The following is a 20,525-nucleotide window of genomic DNA, read 5'->3' on the forward strand; positions in this document are numbered from 1 at the left end:
AGATCGCTGCATGGAGAGTTATGAAGCCTCGTTTCAAGGTTTTGCAGTTACAGCCGGACTACAACGTCAAGACCAATGACTTCGCCGACCTGGGTGAGCAGATCGTCAAATCGTTGCCGGTTGAACGCTTCGAGGTGACATCGGGGTATCTCAGTGGCCGCCCGTTACCGGGCCAGCCGCTGAGCGTGGCCGAGCACTCCCACTATTTCGAACTGCCGGAGAAGTCCCTCAAGGGCATCCGCTTTGGCGCCATGTGGCAGATCTACAAGTATTGCCGCGAGCAGAAGTTCGATGTGGTCATCTGCAACCGCTTCAAGTCGGTGAACATGATGCTGTCCCTCAACCGCTGGTTGAACATCCCGCTGTGCATCGGCATCTCCCATGGTTTCGGCGAGTACGCCCGTGGCTACCGCCGGCGTCAGACCCAGCGCTGGGTGAGCCCGGCGTGGCGCTTCGTCGGCGTGTCGGAGGCGGTGCAGGAGTACCTGGTGGCGCTCAATTGCGGGTTCACCCGTGAAAACACCACCTATGTCACCAACGCCATCGACATCCCGCAGGCAGAAGCCTTGCAGTTGCCGCGCGATGAAGCACGCAAAGCCCTGGGCTTGCCGCTGGACGCGCGGATGATCGGCGCCCTGGGCCGCCTGGTGCCGATCAAGGGCCACACGCATCTGCTGCAGGCGTTTGCCACGCTCAAGGACAAATACCCGCAGGCACAGGTGGGGATCATCGGTTCCGGCCGCGCCGAAGCCGACCTGCGTGCCGACATCGAGCGCCTCGGCCTGACCGGTCGCGCGCACCTGTTGGGGTTCCGTGAAGACGGCATGAAGTACGTGCGCGGTTTCGATATCTGGACCATGCCGTCGCTGTTCGAAGGCCTGGGCCTGGCGCTGCTGGAAGGCATGAGCGGGCATTTGCCGGTGATCGCCTCCAACGGCCCGGCGATGCTGCCGCTGGTGCAGGGCGCGGGCGGGCTGTCTCACGATCCGGGCAACGTCGAGCAACTGGCCGCGGCGCTGGATACCTACCTGGCACTGAGCGATGAGCAATTGCGTGCCAAAGGGGAGGAGGTGTTCCGTTACCTGGTAGCCAACCACACCCTGGACGAGTTCAAGCACAAGTACCTGACCCTGATTGAAACCGGTTTGCGTGAAGTAGGTAGAGCATGAATCAGCCACAACCCCTGGTCTCGGTGATCATCGCGTCCTACAACCATGGCCCGTACATCGAGCAGAGCATCCTCAGCGTGCTGGGGCAGACCTACGCGAACATCGAACTGTTGGTGGTCGACGATGGCTCCAAGGACGACAGCGTCGAGCGCATCCGGCGCTTGCAGGCCGAACACGGCTTTGATTTCCAGGTCCAGCAGAACCAGGGGCTGACCAATACGCTCAACGGCGCGATCGCCCGGGCCAAAGGCACGCTGATCGCGCCGTTCGGTTCCGACGACATCATGTTGCCCGAGCGCATTGCGGCCCAGGTCGCCTATATGGAAGGCAAGCCCAAGGTCGGCATCTGCGCGGGCAACATTGAGTTGATCGATGGCGATGGCCAGCCCTATCCCGACAAGAAGCAGCACCGGGACCTGCCGTTTCGCAGCCTGGACTTCGATGACCTGTTCCTGGACCGCAAGCCGTTCCCACCAGCACCGACCCTGTTGATCCGCCGCGAAGCGCTGGAGCAGGTGGGGGGCTTCGATCCGCTGATTCCGCTGGAAGACTTGCTGATCGAATTGAAGATCACCCACGCCGGCTACACCATCGACGTGTTGAACATGGTCATGGCGCGCTATCGCCAGCACGCCACCAACACGTACAAGAACCATCGCTACATGATTCAGAACATCCTCAAGACTTATGGATTGTTCAGCGAACACCCGTCGTATGACGCGGTGCGCTACAACTTCCTCAACTCGATGTTCCTCAAGACCGCCGACCGTGACCGGCCGTTGGCGCGGGAGATCCTCAAGCAGATCCCGTTGAAGTTCTGGGGGCGCAAGACCCTGCGCGGGCTGGTGCGGTTGTACCTGGCGCCCCTCAGAAGCTGAGGCGGCGGTGGCAGTGAAAAAGGCGACTATCAGCAGTGATAGTCGCCTTTTTTATCAGGCGGCCGGGCTAGCCAGGCCCTGGACCTGCTCGCGGATTTTTGCCGTGGCTTTTGGGCTGGCGATGCTGGCGTAACCCTTGGCCAGTTGCTCGAAGTGCGCTTCGAACAGCCAGTTGCGGTCCTGCGGGTAACGTTGCATATGGCGCAGGTTGCGTTGGCGCAAGGCATTGCGCAGGGCCGACGGGAAGATGCGCAGGTCGGCGATATCGATCAGCGCGAACTCGCCGTCATCCATCAGCAGCACGTTGCCCAGGTGCAGCGAGCGGAAGTACACACCACGCTCATGCAATTGGGCCATGAATCGACCGAAGCGCTCGATCAGCGATTCGCGCAGGCTACTGTCCAGGCTTTGCAGGGCCTGGCGCAGGGTCAGGCCGGGCAGTGGCGAGTAGGTGACGGCACTGCTGGCGTCGCGCAGGCTGTACACGCCGAGGATCTGCGGGGTGGGAATGCCCAGGCTGCGTAATTGTTCGGCGTTGTTGGCAAACCGCTCGGAATAAGGGTTGAAGCTGCCCGAGGTGTACCAGCGGCGTGCGCGGAAGACCTTGAGGAAACTGCCGTCTTCCAGGCGCAGGACTTTCGGGCCCAGGCCGTCGGCTTCAATCACATGGGCGTCGTGGCACAGTTGATCGAAGGCCTCGGCCTTGAGGGTTTGCACCGGCATGCGCAGCAGGCTGTGGCGGCGCTGGGCGATGCTCAGGCCGGCGATGATCGCCAAAGGAATCCACAGCAGGAACCAGTGTTCCTTGGGCCGCGACAGGATGCCGCCGCCCTCGGTCAGGCCGGCGCCGATGCCGTAGGCCAGCAGGGAGGACGCAAGGATGAACAGCGGTTGCGCCCGCTCTTTGAGGCTTTTGTACAGGCCCCAGCCGAGCATGAAGATCCACGGGATAAAGCCGATGATGCCGACGTAATACAGCACGCCCAGGGCAAAGCTATGGGGTTCGCGCAGTTCCAAGCCGTCGGCCAGGGTCAGGTACAGCTCGGAGTCGTAGCTGTGGCCGATCCATGGGTGTTCGGCGATGCGCTGCAGCGACATGCTCCACAATTCGAGGCGGAACGAGCTACCGCGGTTGGTGATCAGTTCAGGGTAGAACAGCAAGAGCGCCGCGGCGCCCAGGACCAAGCCCGCAATCATCAAGACCGAGCGGCGGTTGCGGCTGACAAAACTCATCCACAGGATGGCCAGGGTCAGTGCCACCAGCGGCGTGCGGGAACCGGTGGCCAGCACCGCGAGGGTCATGATTGCCAGGGCCGGTACGCTGAACCACAGCACCTGAAAGCGCTGGCTGGTCATGCAGACATACAACCAGTAGACGCTGAAAAAACCGAACACGTGGGAGCTGAGCAGCGGGTTGTCGAGGGCGCCGCGGCCGCCGATCATGCGTATTTCAAGGCCCGGCTCAAACCCCTTGGCGAAGGCCACCAGGTCACACAGGGTCGCCACCAGTGCGATCACTGCCGCACTGAAGAACACGGGCTTGAACAGGTCGTTGCGGTAATGCAGCAAGAGCCCGCAGCCGGCAAACAACATGAACGTGTGCAGCGGTCGCTTGAACAGGTCGGTGTCGGGATGAAACTCCGGGCTCCAGAACAGGCTGGTCAGGGCCCAGGCGGAGAAGACCAGGAATGCGATGGCCAGCGGCTCACGCAGCAACTCCATGAATTCCCTGGGGCGCAGGCACAACAGCAACAAGGTCGGCGCGCTGAACAGGACGTAGTAGAACCTGTGCAGCACGTTGCGATTGGTGACGAAGAACAGCGAACTCAGCAGAAGCAACAAGCCAATGGGCAAAATCCATAGGACCAGGAAGTCGAAGACGCGATTTGAGCCATAGGTAAGACGCTTGCACTGCATACGGTAAAAGCCATTTCAGAAATAGAAAGCCGACCATCTTAAAGTAGTGGCTATATAATGTCGCCGGTTGGATTTCGCCGGCCCGCGGGTCATGTGGGGTGCAAGTACAACAGAGAAGCTGTGCTAAAGTCAGCCTCCTTTTTTAAAACGCCGCGTGATATGACCGACTCCAGTCCGAGCGCAAGCCCTTCGAGCTTGAAAATATACTTCCGCCTGCTCAGTTACGTCAGGCCCTATGCGGGTTTGTTCGCGCTGAGTATTGTCGGATTTCTGATTTTCGCGTCGACCCAGCCGATGCTGGGGTACATCCTCAAGTACTTTGTCGACGGCCTTTCGAACCCGCAAGCCGTGTTGTTCCCCAGCGTGCCGTTCCTGCGCGACCTGCAATTGCTGCAGGCCGTGCCGCTGCTGATCATCCTGATCGCCGCCTGGCAGGGCCTGGGTTCGTTCCTCGGTAACTACCTGCTGGCCAAGGTTTCCCTGGGCCTGGTCCACGACCTGCGGGTGCAACTGTTCAACAACCTGCTGACACTGCCCAACCGCTACTTCGACAATCACAACTCCGGGCACCTGATTTCCCGCATCACCTTCAACGTGACCATGGTCACGGGGGCGGCGACCGATGCGATCAAGGTGGTGATTCGCGAAGGCATGACCGTGATCTTCCTGTTCGCTTCGCTGCTGTTCATGAACTGGCGCCTGACGCTGGTGATGATCGCCATCCTGCCGTTGATTGCGGTGATGGTCAGCACGGCCAGCAAGAAATTCCGCAAACAGAGCAAGAAGATCCAGGTGGCCATGGGCGACGTGACCCACGTGGCGTCTGAAACCATCCAGGGTTACCGCGTCGTGCGCAGCTTCGGCGGCGAGATCTACGAGGAAAAACGCTTCCTCAAGGCCAGCCAGAGCAACACCAACAAGCAACTGCGCATGACCCGCACCGGGGCGATCTACACCCCGGCGCTGCAACTGGTGATCTACACCGCCATGGCCGTGCTGATGTTCCTGGTGCTTTACCTGCGCGGCGACGCATCGGCGGGCGACATGGTGGCCTACATCACTTTGGCCGGTCTGCTGCCTAAGCCGATCCGCCAGTTGTCGGAAGTCAGCTCGACCATCCAGAAGGGTGTGGCGGGCGCCGAGAGCATTTTCGAACAGCTGGACGAAGAGGCTGAAGTCGACAACGGCACGATCGAGCGCGACAAGGTCAGCGGCCATCTGGAAGTGCGTCACCTCAACTTCACCTATCCCGGCACCGAACGTCCTGTACTCAAGGACATCAGCTTTACCGCCGAGCCTGGGCAGATGATCGCCCTGGTGGGGCGCTCGGGCAGCGGCAAGTCGACCCTGGCCAGCCTGATCCCGCGTTTCTACCACCATGCAAGCGGTGAAATCCTGCTCGATGGCGTCGAGATCGAAGACTACAAACTGCTCAACCTGCGCAAGCACATCGCCCAGGTGACCCAGCACGTGACCCTGTTCAGCGACACGGTGACCAACAACATCGCCTACGGCGACCTGGCCGGCGCACCACGGGCCGACGTCGAAGCCGCCGCGATGGATGCCAACGCCAAGGACTTCATTGACCAGTTGCCTAAAGGCTTCGACACCCAGGTCGGCGAAAACGGCGTGCTGCTGTCCGGCGGTCAACGCCAGCGCCTGGCAATTGCCCGCGCCCTGCTCAAGAATGCGCCGCTGCTGATTCTCGACGAGGCCACCTCGGCCCTCGACACCGAGTCCGAGCGCCACATTCAGGCGGCGCTGGACAAGGTCATGCAAGGCCGCACGACCTTGGTGATCGCGCACCGCCTGTCCACCATCGAGAAGGCCGACCTGATCCTGGTGATGGACGACGGGCGTATTGTCGAGCGCGGCACCCACGGTCAATTGCTTGCACAGAACGGCTACTACGCCCGCCTGCATGCCATGGGCCTGGATGCCCCGGTGTCGGCGGATATCACCTGATACCCTTGGTGGGGCGGGCAATCCGCCTCACCAACGTTCCTGCAACATCTTCTGTCACACCCCCACAAGCCTTCTGTAACCCTGTGCTAATATCGCGCCCCTGTTCATTTTGTATGTGGGTTGCTCCATGAAGTTGTCCATGCCGCGATTCGATCAAGCCCCTGTCTTGGTGGTCGGCGATGTCATGCTCGACCGTTACTGGCATGGCGGAACCTCACGGATTTCCCCTGAGGCGCCGGTACCGGTAGTCAAGGTCGAGCAAATCGAAGACCGTCCAGGCGGCGCTGCCAACGTTGCCCTCAATATTGCCGCCCTCGGCGCCCCTGCCTCCCTGGTGGGCGTGACCGGCGACGACGAAGCCGCCGACAGCCTGGCCAACAGCCTGCGCGGTGCCGGCGTGCGCGCGCTGTTCCAGCGCATCGCCCATCAGCCGACCATCGTCAAGCTGCGGGTCATGAGCCGTCACCAGCAATTGCTGCGCATCGATTTCGAAGAACCCTTCGCCACCGACGCCCTGGCCCTCAGCGCGCAGGTCGATGAGTTGCTCGAAGGCATCAAGGTGCTGGTGTTGTCCGACTACGGCAAAGGCGCGCTGAAGAACCACCAGATGCTGATCCAGGCCGCCAAGGCCCGCAATATTCCGGTGCTGGCCGATCCCAAGGGCAAGGACTTCTCGATTTATCGCGGCGCCAGCCTGATCACGCCGAACCTCAGCGAGTTCGAAGCCATCGTCGGCGGTTGCGCCGATGAGCACGAATTGGTGAGCAAGGGCGCGACGCTGATGGCCGAACTGGACCTGGGCGCCTTGCTGGTGACCCGTGGCGAACACGGCATGACCTTGCTGCGCCCGGGCTATGCGGCGATGCACCTGCCGGCGCGTGCGCGTGAAGTGTTCGACGTCACCGGCGCCGGCGACACCGTGATTTCCACCCTGGCCGCCTCCATCGCGGCCGGCGAGGAATTGCCCCACGCCGTGGCCCTGGCCAACCTGGCAGCGGGCATCGTGGTCGGCAAGCTCGGCACCGCCGCGATCAGCGCGCCCGAACTGCGCCGTGCGATCCAGCGTTCCGAAGGCTCGGAGCGTGGGGTGTTGAGTCTCGAGCAATTGCTGCTGGCGATTGACGACGCGCGCGCCCACAACGAAAGCATTGTGTTCACCAATGGCTGTTTCGACATCCTGCATGCCGGTCATGTGACGTACCTGGAACAGGCGCGCGCCCAAGGCGATCGCCTGATCGTCGCGGTCAATGACGATGCGTCGGTCAGCCGCCTGAAAGGTCCGGGCCGCCCGATCAACAGTGTCGACCGACGCATGGCGGTCCTGGCCGGCCTGGGTGCGGTGGACTGGGTGATCAGCTTCCCCGAAGCCACCCCGGAAAACCTGCTGGCCCAGGTCAAGCCCGATGTGCTGGTCAAGGGCGGCGACTATTCCGTCGACCAGGTGGTCGGCGCCGACATCGTCAGCGCCTACGGCGGCAAGGTCAAAGTGCTGGGGTTGGTTGAGAACAGCTCGACGACCGCGATCGTGGAAAAAATCCGCAATCACGAATAAGGCTTGCGGCCGTAGGCGCGGGCCTGCTCGCTCCTACGGTCTGGCCTTCTTTGGCACGATCTTGCGCAACATCTGCCGGGCCTTGCCGGTCAGGCGCTTGAGCTTCGACTCTTTCTCCGGGACGGCCAGGCCTTGCTGCCTGAGCCAATCCTTCCAACGAATCCGCTCGTCGCGCACCACCCAGCCGTCCTGCTGGGCGAAGCTCTCCGCCAGGTACAAACCCCGCGTGCTCGCCGGGTACAGCTGATCTTTCTTGACCGTATACAGTTCGGCGAGCGGCTGCCCGTCCTTCAAGGGCATCAGGTACAGGTCCGGGCGCTGGCGGTCCAGGCGCGCGACCAGTTGATCGCCTTCGAGTCGCTCATCCACATGGAACAGGCTCAAGGATTTGGCTTCCTTGGGCACCTCCAGGCGCAAGTCATAAATCAATTGCAGCGAGGCCGTAGGCAAGTGGACGTAGGCCCGTGGGCGCTCGATCAGTTGCGTGGTCGCGCATCGCACCGGGCGGGCCGCGCCGGACAAGGGGCTCAAGCGAAACGGCAAGGCTTCGCGGTAGTGCAGCGCGGCGGAGTAGGGCGCCGGCAGCCAGGTGTCGTTGAAGCGCCCGCTGAGCCAGCCTTCGGGCGTCTCCAGCAGGCACTCTTCGGCGATTTCCTGGATGGCGGTGTGCAGCGGCAGGTTCAGCTCATGGGCGGGGACGTAGCCGGAAATCAGCTTGAGCACCACGTCGCCACGGTCCTGGCGGCGTTGGCGCACCAGCACCCAGTAATCCTTGTTTTGCCAATGCAGGGTCAAACGCACCGACACGCCGAGGTTGGCCAGCTCGAGGGCGAAACGCTCCGGGTCTGTCACTTCTACCGGCTTGCGCCGTTGTAGGGTCTGGGCGAAGTTGAGCGGCATGCCGACGCTCTGGTAGCTCAGGCCTTCGGGGGTGGCTTCGACATGCAGTGGCAGAGTCTTGAAGTTGCTGGGGTTTTTTCTTATGAGCGTTCGCGACATGTCGGCTCCTTCTTACGTCGGGGCGGCCGCGTCGGCGGCATCAGAGTTGACGAATGACCTGGGCAGCGGTCGCCACGTTGTGAGCCAGGTGCAGCGGATTAATGGTCCCGACAATAGCACTGGCGACACCCGTTTGCGCAAACAACAACATGAAACTGGCACGTATGGGGTCCATTCCCGGTTCCAGGCAGACGTGGCCGCTGGCGAGGGCTTTTTTCACCAGGATGCCTTTGCCATGGGCGGCCGCATAATCAATGACGGCTTTCTCGGCCTGTTCGTTCAGATTGTAGGTGACCATTGCGCAATCGCCCTGTTCCAGAGCCTTCACGCCGCCTTCGACGGTTTTGCCGGAGAAGCCGAAACCGCGGATTTTGCCTTCTCGTTTCAAGTCTGCGAGGGTCTGGTACACCTCGCAGTCGTTGAGAATGTGCAGGTCGTTGCCGTCGGAATGCACCAGCACCAGGTCGATAAAGTCGGTTTCCAGTCGTTTCAGGCTGCGTTCGATCGACATCCGGGTATGGGCCGCGCTGAAGTCGTGACGGGACACGCCGTTGTCGAATTCTTCGCCGACCTTGCTGACAATCACCCACTCGTTGCGCTGGCCCCGCAACAGCGGCCCCAGGCGTTCTTCGCTGCGGCCATAGGCCGGCGCGGTATCGATCAGGTTGATGCCCAACTGACGGGCCTGGCGCAGCAGCAGGCGCGCTTCGTCGTCATCGGGAATCTGGAAGCCGCTGGGGTATTTCACCCCTTGGTCGCGACCGAGCTTGACGGTGCCCAGGCCCAGCGGCGACACCAGCAGGCCGGTACTGCCCAGCGGGCGGTGCAGGTCGTGCAGGGTGGGCAGGCTCATGGCAACAGTTGCTCCCAGGCCGGTTGGCCGATGGCGGGTTTGGGCAGCTCGGGCAGCGGGGTGGCGGGGCCGGGTTGGATGCCATCGCGTTCGAGGGCGTGGAGCACCCGGTCGGCGAAGTCCGGTGCCAGGGCCAGCTTGGTCGGCCAGCCCACGAGCAGGCGGCCCTGTTCGGCGAGGAAGGCGTTGTCGGGGCGAGTCAGGCCCGATTGCAGCGGCTCGGCACGTTCGACGCGCAGGGTGGCCCATTCGGTGTGGCTCATGTCGATCCACGGCAGCAGAAGCGCCAACTCGTGCTGCGCGGTGGCGATCTGTTCCTGTGGCGTGCGTGCTACGCCGTCGGCCTCGGCGATGTCGCCGCCCATGTACCACACCCAGTTGCCATCGGCGGCCGGGTGCGTGGTCACGGTGAGGCGCGGTTTGGTGCCGCCGCCCAGGCAGTGGGCGTACAGCGGTTTCAGGCCTGGGCCTTTGGCGATGATCATGTGCAGCGCACGCTTTTGCATGGCCGGCTCGCTCAGGCCCAGAGCGGCGAGCAGATCGGCAGTGCCGCCGCCGGCGCTCAAGACGATGCGCTGGGCGCGGATCTCGCGGCCGTCGACTTTCAGACCGACCAATGCGTCGTTTTCCCGCAGCGGTTCGATGTGTTGTCCGGCGAGCAAACCATCGCCGGCCAACTGCGCCAGGCGTCCGATCAGGCTCGGCACGTCGACCACCAATTCCGACAGGCGATAGACCTTGCCCTTGAAGCGGCGGTCTTGCAGGGCTGGCGGCAGGGCGTCGCCCTTGACCTGATCGACGCGGCCGCGCACGGCCTTGCTGGCGAAGAAGCTGGTGAGGTTGCCGGCGAGCGTGCCAGGGGACCACAGGTAATGGGCTTCGGAGAGCAGGCGCACGCCGGTCAAGTCCAGTTCGCCGTGACCGGCCAGGGCCTCACGCCAGCGCCGCGGCATATCGGCAATCGCTTCGGAGGCGCCGGTGAGTGCACCGTGCAGCGCGTATTTCGCACCGCCATGAATGATGCCTTGGGACTTCACGCTTTGCCCGCCTCCCAGGGTGGCGTTTTCCACCACCACCGTGGAAAACCCCTGGCGGCGCAGGCGCGCATTCAGCCAGAGGCCGGCAACTCCGGCGCCGACAATCAGAACGTCGGTGGAAATAACGGATGGCATGGGCAACCTCAGTGTTCAAATCAAGGTGCCAAGTATACAGACTCAACGAATGGATCTTTGCGCGGGATCAATATTGACGCGTGAGGTCAGTGCCCCGCCGTTTTCGAGAACAGTTGAATCACCACCACACCCAACACAATCAAGCCCATCCCCAGCATTGCCGGCAGATCGAGCTTCTGCCCATAGATGAACAGCGCCGCGACGCTGACCATCACGATGCCCATCCCAGCCCACACGGCATACGCCACGCCGACCGGCACTGTACGCACCACCAGGGTCAGCATCCAGAACGCCACGCCGTAGCCGACGATCACCAGCAGCAGTGGGATCGGTGTGCTCCAGCCCTTGATGGCTTTCATGGAAACGGTGGCGATGACTTCCGAGCAGATGGCGATGGCCAGGTAGTAGTAGGCAGGGGTCATGGTGCGGTCCTCGGTGTGTAGCGCGCTGGATAAGGTCGGCATTCTAGAGGCTCGTCAGATGGGGTAAAGTCATTACCTATCCGAATTAAAGATGGGTTGTGCCATGAATGTGCAGTGGAACCTGGAACAGATGCGCCTGTTCGTCAGCGTCGCCGAGCAGCGTTCTTTTTCGGCGGTAGCGCGTCAGCAGCGCAAGGCTCAGTCGGCGGTCAGCAACGGGATCGCCTTGCTGGAAGCGGACCTGGGCGTCAGCCTGTTCGAACGAAGCAGCGGCCGCCAGCCGCGCTTGACTGAAGCCGGCACGGTGCTGCTCGAAGAGGCTCGGGAAGTGCTGCGCCAGTGCGAACGCCTCAATGGCCGCGCACTGTCGTTGGTGCGCGGCGAAGAAGCCTGCCTGCGCCTGGCCCAGGATGAAGCGATGCTGTACCAGCCGGTCCTCGACAGTCTCGACGCCCTGGCCGGCCAGTTTCCCAACCTCGAGGTGCAGCTTTCCAGCGCTGCCCAGGGCGATGTCGCACGCAAACTGGTGGAGCGCAGGGCCGACCTGGGCATGTTGTTCTATCACGATCAAATCCCCGAAGCGTTGGAGCGGCGGGTCGTCGGCAGTGTGGAAATGGTCACGGTGTGCGGGCGCCGCCATCCGCTGGCGGCGCAGCAAACCGTGGACTGCCAGGGGTTGGCGCAGTATCGCCAGTTGCTGATGTCGACCCAGACCAGCGTCTACCCCGGCAGCGAGGCCGCCAGCCCGCAGGTGTGGCGCGCCGACAGCTTCTACGTGCTGGCCGAATGGCTTATCCGTGGCCTGGGTTGGGCCTGGTTGCCCCGGCATGTGGTGCAATACCCCGCGTACCAGAACCAAATGGTCGAACTCGACAGCGAATGGACCCCGCCGGCCCTTGTGGTCGAGCTGGTGTGGCGCCGCGATGAACCCCTGGGCCCTGCCGCGCGCTTTCTCGCCGAACGTTTTGCCGAGTGCTTGCAGGCGATCGATTGAAAAAGCCGATAAACTCCGCCGCCATGAATAGAACTCTCTACAGCTGTCTGTTTTACCTGGCGCTGCCGTTGGTGGCTTTACGTCTATGGCTGCGTGCGCGCAAGGCGCCGGCCTACGCCAAGCGCGTGGGCGAGCGCTTTTCCTACGGCTTGCCGCGGATGCAACCGGGCGGGATCTGGGTGCATGCGGTGTCGGTGGGCGAAAGCATCGCCGCCGCGCCGATGATCCGTGGCCTGCTGGAGCGTTACCCGCAGTTGCCGATGACGGTCACCTGCATGACGCCCACCGGCTCCGAGCGTATCCAGGCATTGTTCGCCGATGAACCGCGCGTCCAGCATTGCTACTTGCCCTATGACTTGCCCTGCGCGGCCAAGCGTTTTCTCGACCGTGTCCAGCCCAAACTGGCCGTGATCATGGAGACCGAGCTGTGGCCCAACCACATCCACGCCTGCGCCCAGCGCGGGATTCCGGTGGCGCTGGCCAATGCACGCTTGTCGGCGCGTTCGGCCAAGGGCTACGCACGTTTTGCCAAACTGACGGCGCCGATGCTGGCAGAAATGAGTCTGATCGCCGTGCAGACCGAGACTGAGGCCGAGCGTTTCCGCAGCCTGGGGGCGCGTGCGGACACGGTGCAAGTGACCGGCTCGATCAAGTTCGACCTGACCATCGACCCGCAACTGCTGGCGCGCGCGGCCGCGTTGCGCGAACAGTGGGGCGCCGGCGAGCGCCCGGTGTGGATCGCCGCCAGTACCCACGAAGGCGAAGATGAGGTGGTGCTGGCGGCCCATCGCCAACTGCTCGCCAGCTATCCCAATGCGCTGCTGATTCTGGTGCCGCGTCATCAGGAACGCTTCGGCCCGATGTTTGAGCTGTGCGAGCGACAAGGGTTCGCCACGGTGCGTCGTTCCAGCGGCGAGCCGGTCACCGCGCACACCGCCGTGTTGCTCGGCGACACCATGGGCGAGTTGCTGTTTTTGTATGCCTTGGCCGACAGCGCGTTGGTGGGTGGCAGCCTGGTCGCGACCGGCGGGCACAACCCGCTGGAACCGGCGGCGTTGGGCAAGCCAGTGATCATGGGGCCGCACCGGTTCAACTTCCTCGAAATCAGCGCAATGCTGCGCGACGCCGGGGCGTTGCGTGAGGTGGATGATGCCGAAGGTTTGGCCGAGGCCGTGCGGCAGCTGTTCGAGCTACCGCAGGATGCCCAGCGGATGGCGCAGGCGGGGCTTAAGGTGATGCAGGCCAACCAGGGCGCTTTGAAGCGACTGTTGGATGGCCTTGATCGCCTGATAACTCACTGACGCAATACCGATCCAAATGTGGAAGGGAGCAAGCCCCTTCTCACATTGGTTCTGTGGTGCGATCAATAACCCGGGCGGGCCTTGAGCTGCTCGGCGGCGGCCTTGGCCAGGTCCGGCGGCAGGAAGTCGCGGTCCGGGTTGTAGTCGGCCTTGAGATAGCGCGTCAGGTCTTGCAGGTCCCCAGGGTTCAACGTGCCGGCTGCCTGCTTCAAGCGCAGGTTGTCGAGGATGTAGTCGTAGCGGCTGTTGTTGTAGTTGCGCACCGACGCATAGAGCTGGCGCTGGGCGTCGAGCACGTCGACGATATTGCGCGTACCCACCTGATAACCGATTTCCGTGGCTTCCACCGCGCTCTGGTTGGAGATGATCGACTGGCGGCGTGCCTGCACCTGCTCCACGTCGGTGTTGACCGCGCGGTGCAGGTTGCGCGTGTTTTCCACCACCTGGCGGCGCAGGCCTTCGCGTTGCTGCTCGGTCTGGCCCAGGCGCGAGTACGATTCGCGCACTTGCGAGCTGGTCAGGCCACCGCTGTACAGCGGGATATTCAGGCGCAGGCCAATGGTGCGTTGCGAGACATCGCCGCCATAAGGCGTGCCGAAGGCATTCGGGTTGCTGAAGCCGAGCGCGTCGTTATCGCCCTTTTCATACTGCGCCACGGCGTCCAGGGTCGGCGCATGCCCGGCCTTGCGCTGCTTGAGGGTTTCCTCGGCGGCGGTGACGGCGTAGTTGCTGGCGAGCAGGTTCAGGTTCTGGCGGCCGGCGGTTTCGACCCAGGCCTTGGCGTCGTTCGGCAGCGGCGGCAGCACCGGCAGTGTATGCACAATGCCCTGGATCGAATTGTATTGACGGTTGGTCAGCGCGATCAGTGCTTCGAAGGCGTCGTCCACCTGGCGTTGCGCGACGATCCGGTTGGCTCGCGCGGTGTCGTAGCTGGCCTGGGATTGCAGCACGTCGGTCTTGTCCGACAGGCCCACGTCGAAGCGCTCGTTGGACTGGTCCAGTTGGCGCTTGAAGGCGCTTTCTTCGGCCTTGGTGGAGGCCAGGTTGTCCTGGGCGCGCAGCACGGCGAAGTAGTTCTCGGCGCTTTGCAGGATCAGGTTCTGTTCGGTGGCTGAAAGTTGCAGCGCAGCCTGTTCGTTGACGGCTTCGGCGGCTTGCAGCTGGAACCAGCGGTCGGCGCGGAACAGCGGCTGGCTCAAGGTCGCGCGCCAGGAATGCGCGTCGCGGTTGGCGGTGGCGGCCGGGGTGTCGATCTGGGTGCGCGAATTGTTGATATCGGCACCGGCCGACAGGTTGGGCAGCAAACCGGCGCGGGCCTGGGGCACCACTTCTTTCTGCGCACCGTACTGGGCGCGGGCGGCGGCCAGGTCGGCGTTGTTGTCCACCGCTTCCTGGTAGACGCTGACCAGGTCGGTTCGGGCGGACAAGGGCGCTTCAGCTGCCCAGACCATTCCGTTGGTCGCACAAGACACGGCGAGAGCCAGTGAGAGTTTGCGCAGCATGAATTGATCCCTAGTTTTAATATTACGATGATAATTTAACGCCCAAGGCTACGGTTGGCCATTCCTGGCGTCAAGCGTCGGGGCAGTCACCGAGTGTAGTGGTGGTTACACGGCGCAACAATCCTGCAATTGCGCCATTCATCACGCTGAATGCTCCGTTATTGGCAATTTGCCCTCACCCTGTCTAGACTGGCCGGGTTCTTGTCGGGGTGCCTTGTTGGAAGGCTGAGATCGGTAAATACCGGATCCCGTTGAACCTGATCAGGTTAACGCCTGCGTAGGGAACAAGATTTCTCGTCACCCGGCGAGTCCTCTTGTGCTTTGTCCGGGATGTTGTTCGACCTTCGAACAACCCTCGAGTACCCAGCACAGCACTGCTTCCAGTGCGTCCATCCGCCACAGGTTCGCTCCGACAAAAATCCACCGCCTGGATAGTTGGAGAGCCCGTGATGAGTACAAAACCAAAAAATACCGTGCATTTGAGTGAATCGGCCAAGGTCGACTCCGGCTCCGTGCAACCGTTTACCCGCTCGCAGAAAATCTACGTGCAAGGCACCCGTCCGGACATCCGCGTGCCGATGCGTGAAATCAGCCTCGACGTCACCCCCACCGATTTCGGTGGTGAGATCAACGCCCCCGTGGTGGTCTACGACACCTCCGGCCCCTACACCGACCCCAACGTCATCATCGATGTGCGCAAGGGCCTGGGCGATGTGCGCTCGCCGTGGATCGAGTCGCGTGGCGACACCGAACGCCTGTCGGGCCTGAGCTCGCACTTCGGCCAGCAACGCCTGACCGATGCCGAACTGACTGCGCTGCGCTTCGCCCATGTGAAGAACCCGCGCCGCGCCAAGGCCGGTGCCAACGTCACGCAGATGCACTATGCGCGCAAAGGCATCATCACCGCCGAGATGGAATACGTCGCCATCCGCGAAAACATGAAGCTCGAAGAAGCCCGCGCCAGCGGCCTGCTCGACCAGCAACACGCCGGCTACAGCTTCGGCGCCAGCGTGCCGAAGATCATCACCCCGGAATTCGTGCGCGAAGAAATCGCCCGCGGCCGCGCGATTATCCCGGCCAACATCAACCACACCGAACTGGAACCGATGATCATCGGCCGTAACTTCCTGGTGAAGATCAACGGCAACATCGGCAACAGCGCCCTGGGCTCGTCCATCGAAGAAGAAGTGGCGAAACTGACCTGGGGCATTCGCTGGGGCTCGGACACGGTGATGGACCTGTCCACCGGCAAGCACATCCACGAAACCCGCGAGTGGATCATCCGCAACTCGCCGGTGCCGATCGGCACAGTGCCGATCTACCAGGCCCTGGAAAAAGTCGGCGGCGCCGCTGAAGACCTGACCTGGGAGCTGTTCCGCGACACCCTGATCGAACAGGCCGAGCAGGGCGTCGACTACTTCACCATCCACGCCGGCGTGCTGCTGCGCTACGTGCCGCTGACCGCCAAGCGCGTTACCGGCATCGTCTCCCGCGGCGGCTCGATCATGGCCAAGTGGTGCCTGGCGCACCACAAAGAGAACTTCACCTACACGCATTTCGACGAAATCTGCGAAATCATGAAGGCCTATGACGTCAGCTTCTCCTTAGGCGACGGTCTGCGCCCGGGTTCGATCGCCGACGCCAACGATGCCGCGCAATTCGGCGAGCTGGAAACCCTCGGCGAGCTGACCAAGATCGCCTGGAAGCACGACGTGCAAACCATGATCGAAGGCCCCGGCCATGTGCCGATGCAACTGATCAAGGAGAACATGGACAAGCAGCTCGAATGCTGCGACGAGGCGCCGTTCTACACCCTCGGCCCGCTGACCACCGACATCGCGCCGGGCTACGACCACATCACCTCCGGCATCGGTGCGGCGATGATCGGTTGGTTCGGTTGCGCCATGCTCTGCTACGTCACACCCAAGGAACACCTGGGCCTGCCGAACAAGGATGACGTGAAGACCGGGATCATCACTTACAAGATCGCCGCCCATGCAGCCGATCTCGCGAAAGGTCATCCGGGCGCGCAGATCCGCGATAACGCACTGAGCAAGGCACGCTTCGAGTTCCGTTGGGAAGACCAGTTCAACCTCGGCCTCGACCCGGACACCGCGCGTTCGTATCACGACGAAACCCTGCCGAAGGACTCGGCCAAGGTCGCGCATTTCTGCTCGATGTGCGGGCCGAAGTTCTGCTCGATGAAAATCACCCAGGAAGTGCGTGAGTACGCGGCCAACCAGCGCATCGATGCGGTGGATGTGGAGGTGGCCAAGGGCTTGGCCGAGCAGGCTGAGCGGTTCAAGCAGGAAGGCAGCCAGCTCTACAAGAAGGTCTGATCCGAGGTTGTAGGCGCTTTCAAGGGCCTTATCGGGGGCAAGCCCCCTCCCACATTTTGAATTGTGAACACATTCAAGTGTGGGAGGGGGCTTGCCCCCGATAACAATCTTTCAAACAACAAATGCCCCTCAGAGATTCCATCCTTGAGCATTCAACCCAGCACCTATTCCCCCGATATCGCGGTGTCTGCTGACAAACGCGTGTTCGGCACCCGCGATCTGTTTTCCCTGTGGTTCTCCCTCGGCATCGGCCTGATGGTCCTGCAAACCGGCGCGCTGCTCGCGCCCGGCCTGGGCCTGGCCGGTGGGTTGCTGGCGATTTTCCTCGGCACCCTGGTCGGCGTGCTGCTGCTCGCCGCTGTCGGCGTGATCGGCAGCGACACCGGGCTGTCCGCCATGGCCGCGCTCAAGCTCAGCCTCGGCGCCAAAGGCGCGAGCCTGCCGGCATTGTTGAACCTGCTGCAACTGATCGGTTGGGGCGCGTTTGAAATCATCGTCATGCGCGATGCCGCCAGCCTGTTGGGCGCGCGGGCCTTCAGCGACGCCAGCCTGTTGGCCAGCCCGATGCTGTGGACCCTGTTTTTCGGTGGCCTGGCGACCTTGCTGGCGGTCAGTGGCCCGCTGACGTTCGTGCGCCAGATCCTGCGTAAATGGGGCATCTGGCTGCTGCTCGCGGCCTGCCTGTGGTTGACCTGGAACCTGTTCGCCAAAGCCGATCTCGCCACGCTATGGGCCCAGGCCGGTGACGGTTCGATGCCCTTCGCGGTGGGGTTTGACATCGCCATCGCCATGCCGCTGTCGTGGCTGCCGCTGATCGCCGATTATTCGCGCTTCGGCAAACGCGCGAAAAGCGTGTTCGGCGGCACGGCGCTGGGCTTTTTTATCGGCAATTTCTGGCTGATGAGCCTGGGCGTGGCCTACACCCTGGCGTTTGCGCCGAGCGGTGAAGTCAACGCGCTGTTGCTGGCGCTGGCCGGCGCGGGGCTGGGGATTCCGTTGTTGCTGATCCTGTTGGATGAGTCGGAAAACGCCTTTGCCGATATTCACTCGGCGGCCGTCTCCAGCGGGATTCTGTTGCGCCTGAAGGTCGAGCACCTGGCCTTGGCCATCGGTGTGCTCTGCACGTTGATCGCCTGCTTTGCTCCGTTGGCGCAGTACCAGAACTTTCTGCTGTTGATCGGTTCGGTATTCGCGCCGCTGTTTGGCGTGGTGCTGGTCGATCATTTCATCCTGCGCCGCCGCGGCCAGGGCGCGCTTGCCACGCTACGCTGGACGGCGCTGCTGGCCTGGCTGGGCGGCATCGGCACCTACCACTTGCTGGCCAACCTGTATCCGGATATCGGCGCGACCCTGCCGGCACTGGCGCTGGCAGGGCTGTTGCAGTTCATCCTCGGGCGCGCCTTCAGCGGCGCGCGGGCACCAGCTCAGGCTTGATGATGCCTTCCAGGCGCGAGTAAGGAATCTGCAGCTCGATGTGGCCCAGGGCATACGGCGCGATCGTGGTGGTGGGGTACTTGAGGGTCACGCTGGCGGAGGTCAGCGCCACGTTCGGGGTTTTCTGGAACGGGTAGCGCTTGACGAACTCCGGCTCCAGGCTCAGGCGGGTGCTGATCAGCCAGCTGTTGTGCGCCACCTGAGCGGCCTTCCAGAATGCTTCTTCCTTGCCGGGCAGCAGCATGTCGCTCAGCGACAGGGCTTTTTGCTGCGGGCGCAAATAGTTGATGAAGGCGCGGCCCGGTTCGCCGTGGGTGGCGCCCTGGTCCAGGTAGCTGGACAGTTCGATGATCACCAAGCCGTCATGCTGCTCGCGTACCTTGGCCTGCAGGTACATGCTGTTGCGTGGCGCGGCGGTGCTCAGGAACTGCTCGCGGTACGTCGCCAGGCTCGAGGGCAACGGGTCGCTCGACCGGGTGCGGGTCATTTCCAGCAGGCGTTGTTCGATCAGTGCGTCGAGCTTGGGCTCCTTGGCAAAATGCACGGTGTCGATATTCACCAGCGGGCAATCGGCGTTGGCGCAGTCCGGCTTGCTTTGCTCGCTGGCGTCGCGGGTGGCTTCCAGCGGGGTGCTGTAGTTCGGTTGGAACAGGCTCTGGCAGGCGCCGAGCGTCAAGGCGATACACGCCACGGAGGCGATTTTTAAAAGTGACATGTAGGGTCTTCGTCCGTCGATAAGAGCGAAATTCGTGGAGCTTCGACTACCGGCATGGCAGTCAGTTCGCCACTAAGCTCATTAGAGTGAGTTTGACGCCCGCCGTCTATCCCGGCAACCGTAAAGGGGCTGCGCCAACGGGCGGGAGCGCGTTAGGATGGCGCCAATTGCACGGGCATAACGAGGAAGGATATGACGGACATCGCGAAATCGACGCCGAGCACGATCGAGATTGTTCAGCGCGACAATGCCTATCAGGGTTTCTACAAGCTCGATCGCGTGCAACTGCGCCACGAAAAATTCGACGGCGGCATGAGCCGGGTGATCAACCGCGAGGTCTTCGTGCGGCATGACGCCGTGTGCGTGCTGCCCTACGACCCGCAGCGCGATGAAGTGGTGCTGATCGAGCAGTTTCGCGTCGGCGCCATGGGCCGCGCCGCCAACCCGTGGCTGGTGGAAATGGTCGCCGGCCTGATCGACAAGGACGAACAACCGGAGGAGGTTGCACACCGCGAAGCCGAGGAGGAAGCTGGACTGACATTCTCCGCACTGTGGCCGATCACCCAATATTTCCCTTCGCCCGGCGGCAGTACCGAATTCGTCCACTTGTACCTGGGCCGTTGCGACAGCTCGGGCGCCGGTGGCGTTCATGGACTGGAAGAAGAGGCAGAAGATATCCGCGTCAGCACCTGGGCTTTCGAAGATGCCTTGCAAGCGGTGCGTGATGGTCGGATATCCAATGCGCCCAGCATTATTGCCTTGCAATGGCTAGCGCTCAATCGCGCGGAAGTGAGGGGGTTATGGCAGTAAAGGCACGGGAACGATACCGGGTTGACCTGATCGGGCTGCAAGCCGCCTGCGAGGCCAACTATGCGCGGCTGATGCGCCTGCTGCCGGACATGCGCCACACGCCCGAGGCACGGCGCATCGCCGTGACCCATGGCGACCAGATGCTCGGCGTGCTGACCCTGGAAGTCATCGTCAATTGCCCGTACACCACCACCCTGCGCGTGCGCCAGGAGCACAGCCTGCCATGGCTGCCGGTGCCGCAACTGGAAGTGCAGGTGTACCACGATGCGCGAATGGCCGAAGTCATCAGCGCCGAACATGCGCGACGCTTTCGCAGCATCTATCCTTACCCCAATGTGTTCATGCACCAGCCCGATGAGAAAGCACAGCTCAATGTGTTCCTCGGTGAATGGTTGAGTCACTGTCTGGCCCTGGGCCACGAGTTCGAAGTCGTGCGGTAGATGTGAACTGCATCTGCTTCCCTGGGTTTCCTCTTTGTGTCCTGCCCCAGCATAATCGCGCCA

General features: G+C 62.6%; 17 protein-coding genes and 1 riboswitch. Of the genes, 10 read left to right on the forward strand and 7 right to left on the reverse strand.

The features are described from left to right. Positions 1 to 20 precede the first annotated feature (20 nt). Positions 21 to 1,169, forward strand: a complete 1,149-nt coding sequence (locus tag C8K66_RS23550; RefSeq protein ID WP_108526084.1) for a glycosyltransferase family 4 protein — start codon at positions 21 to 23, stop codon at positions 1,167 to 1,169. Next, on the forward strand, positions 1,166 to 2,047 hold the full coding sequence (locus C8K66_RS23555) for a glycosyltransferase (RefSeq protein WP_017849793.1): 882 nt from the start codon (positions 1,166 to 1,168) through the stop codon (positions 2,045 to 2,047). Before C8K66_RS23550 ends, C8K66_RS23555 begins: the two co-directional genes overlap by 4 nt. Before the next feature lie 54 nt (positions 2,048 to 2,101). On the opposite strand, the gene C8K66_RS23560 is transcribed toward C8K66_RS23555, so the two are convergent. Beyond that, positions 2,102 to 3,964, reverse strand: coding sequence for a bifunctional O-antigen ligase/aminoglycoside phosphotransferase family protein (locus C8K66_RS23560; RefSeq protein ID WP_108526086.1), 1,863 nt, complete (start codon positions 3,962 to 3,964; stop codon positions 2,102 to 2,104). 159 nt (positions 3,965 to 4,123) lie between these two features. On the opposite strand from C8K66_RS23560, the gene msbA reads away from it, so the two are divergent. Both msbA and hldE read left to right on the forward strand, forming a co-directional pair. Further along, the gene (gene msbA, locus C8K66_RS23565; protein ID WP_046384924.1) at positions 4,124 to 5,929 is read left to right on the forward strand and encodes a lipid A export permease/ATP-binding protein MsbA; all 1,806 of its coding nucleotides are present in this window, start codon (positions 4,124 to 4,126) and stop codon (positions 5,927 to 5,929) included. Between the two features lie 127 nt (positions 5,930 to 6,056). Then, entirely contained in the window at positions 6,057 to 7,481 is a 1,425-nt protein-coding gene (hldE, locus tag C8K66_RS23570; protein WP_026140386.1) for a bifunctional D-glycero-beta-D-manno-heptose-7-phosphate kinase/D-glycero-beta-D-manno-heptose 1-phosphate adenylyltransferase HldE, read from the forward strand. Positions 7,482 to 7,514: 33 nt separating this feature from the next. Here hldE and C8K66_RS23575 read toward each other — a convergent pair whose 3' ends face one another. From C8K66_RS23575 to C8K66_RS23590, 4 genes are all read right to left on the reverse strand, one after another. Further along, complete coding sequence (locus tag C8K66_RS23575) at positions 7,515 to 8,480, reverse strand: hypothetical protein (protein ID WP_017849789.1); 966 nt, start codon at positions 8,478 to 8,480, stop codon at positions 7,515 to 7,517. Between the two features lie 40 nt (positions 8,481 to 8,520). Further along, positions 8,521 to 9,333, reverse strand: coding sequence for an aldo/keto reductase (locus tag C8K66_RS23580; protein WP_017849788.1), 813 nt, complete (start codon positions 9,331 to 9,333; stop codon positions 8,521 to 8,523). Then, positions 9,330 to 10,505, reverse strand: coding sequence for an FAD-binding oxidoreductase (locus C8K66_RS23585; RefSeq protein WP_046384922.1), 1,176 nt, complete (start codon positions 10,503 to 10,505; stop codon positions 9,330 to 9,332). Before C8K66_RS23585 ends, C8K66_RS23580 begins: the two co-directional genes overlap by 4 nt. An 86-nt stretch (positions 10,506 to 10,591) precedes the next feature. Continuing rightward, complete coding sequence (locus C8K66_RS23590) at positions 10,592 to 10,927, reverse strand: multidrug efflux SMR transporter (RefSeq protein WP_026140385.1); 336 nt, start codon at positions 10,925 to 10,927, stop codon at positions 10,592 to 10,594. Between the two features lie 103 nt (positions 10,928 to 11,030). Between C8K66_RS23590 and C8K66_RS23595 the strand changes: the two genes are divergently transcribed. Together C8K66_RS23595 and waaA are read left to right on the forward strand one after the other, a co-directional pair. Then, entirely contained in the window at positions 11,031 to 11,921 is an 891-nt protein-coding gene (locus C8K66_RS23595; RefSeq protein ID WP_017849785.1) for a LysR family transcriptional regulator, read from the forward strand. Positions 11,922 to 11,944: 23 nt separating this feature from the next. Beyond that, on the forward strand, positions 11,945 to 13,222 hold the full coding sequence (gene waaA / locus C8K66_RS23600) for a lipid IV(A) 3-deoxy-D-manno-octulosonic acid transferase (protein ID WP_108526088.1): 1,278 nt from the start codon (positions 11,945 to 11,947) through the stop codon (positions 13,220 to 13,222). A 62-nt stretch (positions 13,223 to 13,284) separates the two neighbouring features. On the opposite strand, the gene C8K66_RS23605 is transcribed toward waaA, so the two are convergent. Then, positions 13,285 to 14,724, reverse strand: a complete 1,440-nt coding sequence (locus tag C8K66_RS23605; RefSeq protein ID WP_046384920.1) for a TolC family outer membrane protein — start codon at positions 14,722 to 14,724, stop codon at positions 13,285 to 13,287. A 195-nt stretch (positions 14,725 to 14,919) separates the two neighbouring features. After that, a riboswitch (TPP riboswitch) is annotated at positions 14,920 to 15,025 on the forward strand. Between the two features lie 148 nt (positions 15,026 to 15,173). Here C8K66_RS23605 and thiC point away from each other — a divergent pair. Together thiC and cytX are read left to right on the forward strand one after the other, a co-directional pair. Continuing rightward, complete coding sequence (gene thiC / locus C8K66_RS23610) at positions 15,174 to 17,063, forward strand: phosphomethylpyrimidine synthase ThiC (protein WP_046384919.1); 1,890 nt, start codon at positions 15,174 to 15,176, stop codon at positions 17,061 to 17,063. A 144-nt stretch (positions 17,064 to 17,207) separates the two neighbouring features. Continuing rightward, positions 17,208 to 18,497 (forward strand): putative hydroxymethylpyrimidine transporter CytX, encoded by a 1,290-nt coding sequence (gene cytX / locus C8K66_RS23615; RefSeq protein ID WP_108526090.1) that lies wholly within the window; start codon positions 17,208 to 17,210, stop codon positions 18,495 to 18,497. On the opposite strand, the gene C8K66_RS23620 is transcribed toward cytX, so the two are convergent. Continuing rightward, positions 18,466 to 19,212 carry an RsiV family protein gene (locus C8K66_RS23620; RefSeq protein ID WP_108526092.1) on the reverse strand — a complete coding sequence of 249 codons (747 nt, stop codon included), beginning with the start codon at positions 19,210 to 19,212 and terminating at the stop codon, positions 18,466 to 18,468. The genes cytX and C8K66_RS23620 overlap by 32 nt on opposite strands. Positions 19,213 to 19,404: 192 nt before the next feature. Between C8K66_RS23620 and C8K66_RS23625 the strand changes: the two genes are divergently transcribed. Then, on the forward strand, positions 19,405 to 20,022 hold the full coding sequence (locus C8K66_RS23625) for an NUDIX domain-containing protein (RefSeq protein WP_017849779.1): 618 nt from the start codon (positions 19,405 to 19,407) through the stop codon (positions 20,020 to 20,022). Continuing rightward, positions 20,013 to 20,462: a DUF1249 domain-containing protein gene (locus C8K66_RS23630; RefSeq protein WP_003209507.1), complete on the forward strand. Its 450-nt coding sequence runs from the start codon at positions 20,013 to 20,015 to the stop codon at positions 20,460 to 20,462. The genes C8K66_RS23625 and C8K66_RS23630 overlap by 10 nt, the downstream gene beginning before the upstream one ends. The last annotated feature ends 63 nt before the right edge of the window (positions 20,463 to 20,525 follow it).

Origin of the sequence: Pseudomonas sp. GV105 (assembly GCF_003058185.1) — a bacterium.
Lineage (GTDB): Bacteria > Pseudomonadota > Gammaproteobacteria > Pseudomonadales > Pseudomonadaceae > Aquipseudomonas > Aquipseudomonas veronii.

Coding starts and splice junctions, on each gene's coding strand:
- waaA (WP_108526088.1), top strand. CDS start 11,945: ATGAATAGAACTCTCTACAGCTGTCTGTTTTACCTGGCGCTGCCGTTG.
- C8K66_RS23550 (WP_108526084.1), top strand. CDS start 21: ATGAAGCCTCGTTTCAAGGTTTTGCAGTTACAGCCGGACTACAACGTC.
- msbA (WP_046384924.1), top strand. CDS start 4,124: ATGACCGACTCCAGTCCGAGCGCAAGCCCTTCGAGCTTGAAAATATAC.
- C8K66_RS23605 (WP_046384920.1), bottom strand. CDS start 14,724: ATGCTGCGCAAACTCTCACTGGCTCTCGCCGTGTCTTGTGCGACCAAC.
- C8K66_RS23595 (WP_017849785.1), top strand. CDS start 11,031: ATGAATGTGCAGTGGAACCTGGAACAGATGCGCCTGTTCGTCAGCGTC.
- C8K66_RS23585 (WP_046384922.1), bottom strand. CDS start 10,505: ATGCCATCCGTTATTTCCACCGACGTTCTGATTGTCGGCGCCGGAGTT.
- C8K66_RS23630 (WP_003209507.1), top strand. CDS start 20,013: ATGGCAGTAAAGGCACGGGAACGATACCGGGTTGACCTGATCGGGCTG.
- C8K66_RS23580 (WP_017849788.1), bottom strand. CDS start 9,333: ATGAGCCTGCCCACCCTGCACGACCTGCACCGCCCGCTGGGCAGTACC.
- thiC (WP_046384919.1), top strand. CDS start 15,174: ATGAGTACAAAACCAAAAAATACCGTGCATTTGAGTGAATCGGCCAAG.
- C8K66_RS23575 (WP_017849789.1), bottom strand. CDS start 8,480: ATGTCGCGAACGCTCATAAGAAAAAACCCCAGCAACTTCAAGACTCTG.
- C8K66_RS23590 (WP_026140385.1), bottom strand. CDS start 10,927: ATGACCCCTGCCTACTACTACCTGGCCATCGCCATCTGCTCGGAAGTC.
- hldE (WP_026140386.1), top strand. CDS start 6,057: ATGAAGTTGTCCATGCCGCGATTCGATCAAGCCCCTGTCTTGGTGGTC.
- C8K66_RS23620 (WP_108526092.1), bottom strand. CDS start 19,212: ATGTCACTTTTAAAAATCGCCTCCGTGGCGTGTATCGCCTTGACGCTC.
- C8K66_RS23555 (WP_017849793.1), top strand. CDS start 1,166: ATGAATCAGCCACAACCCCTGGTCTCGGTGATCATCGCGTCCTACAAC.
- C8K66_RS23560 (WP_108526086.1), bottom strand. CDS start 3,964: ATGCAGTGCAAGCGTCTTACCTATGGCTCAAATCGCGTCTTCGACTTC.
- C8K66_RS23625 (WP_017849779.1), top strand. CDS start 19,405: ATGACGGACATCGCGAAATCGACGCCGAGCACGATCGAGATTGTTCAG.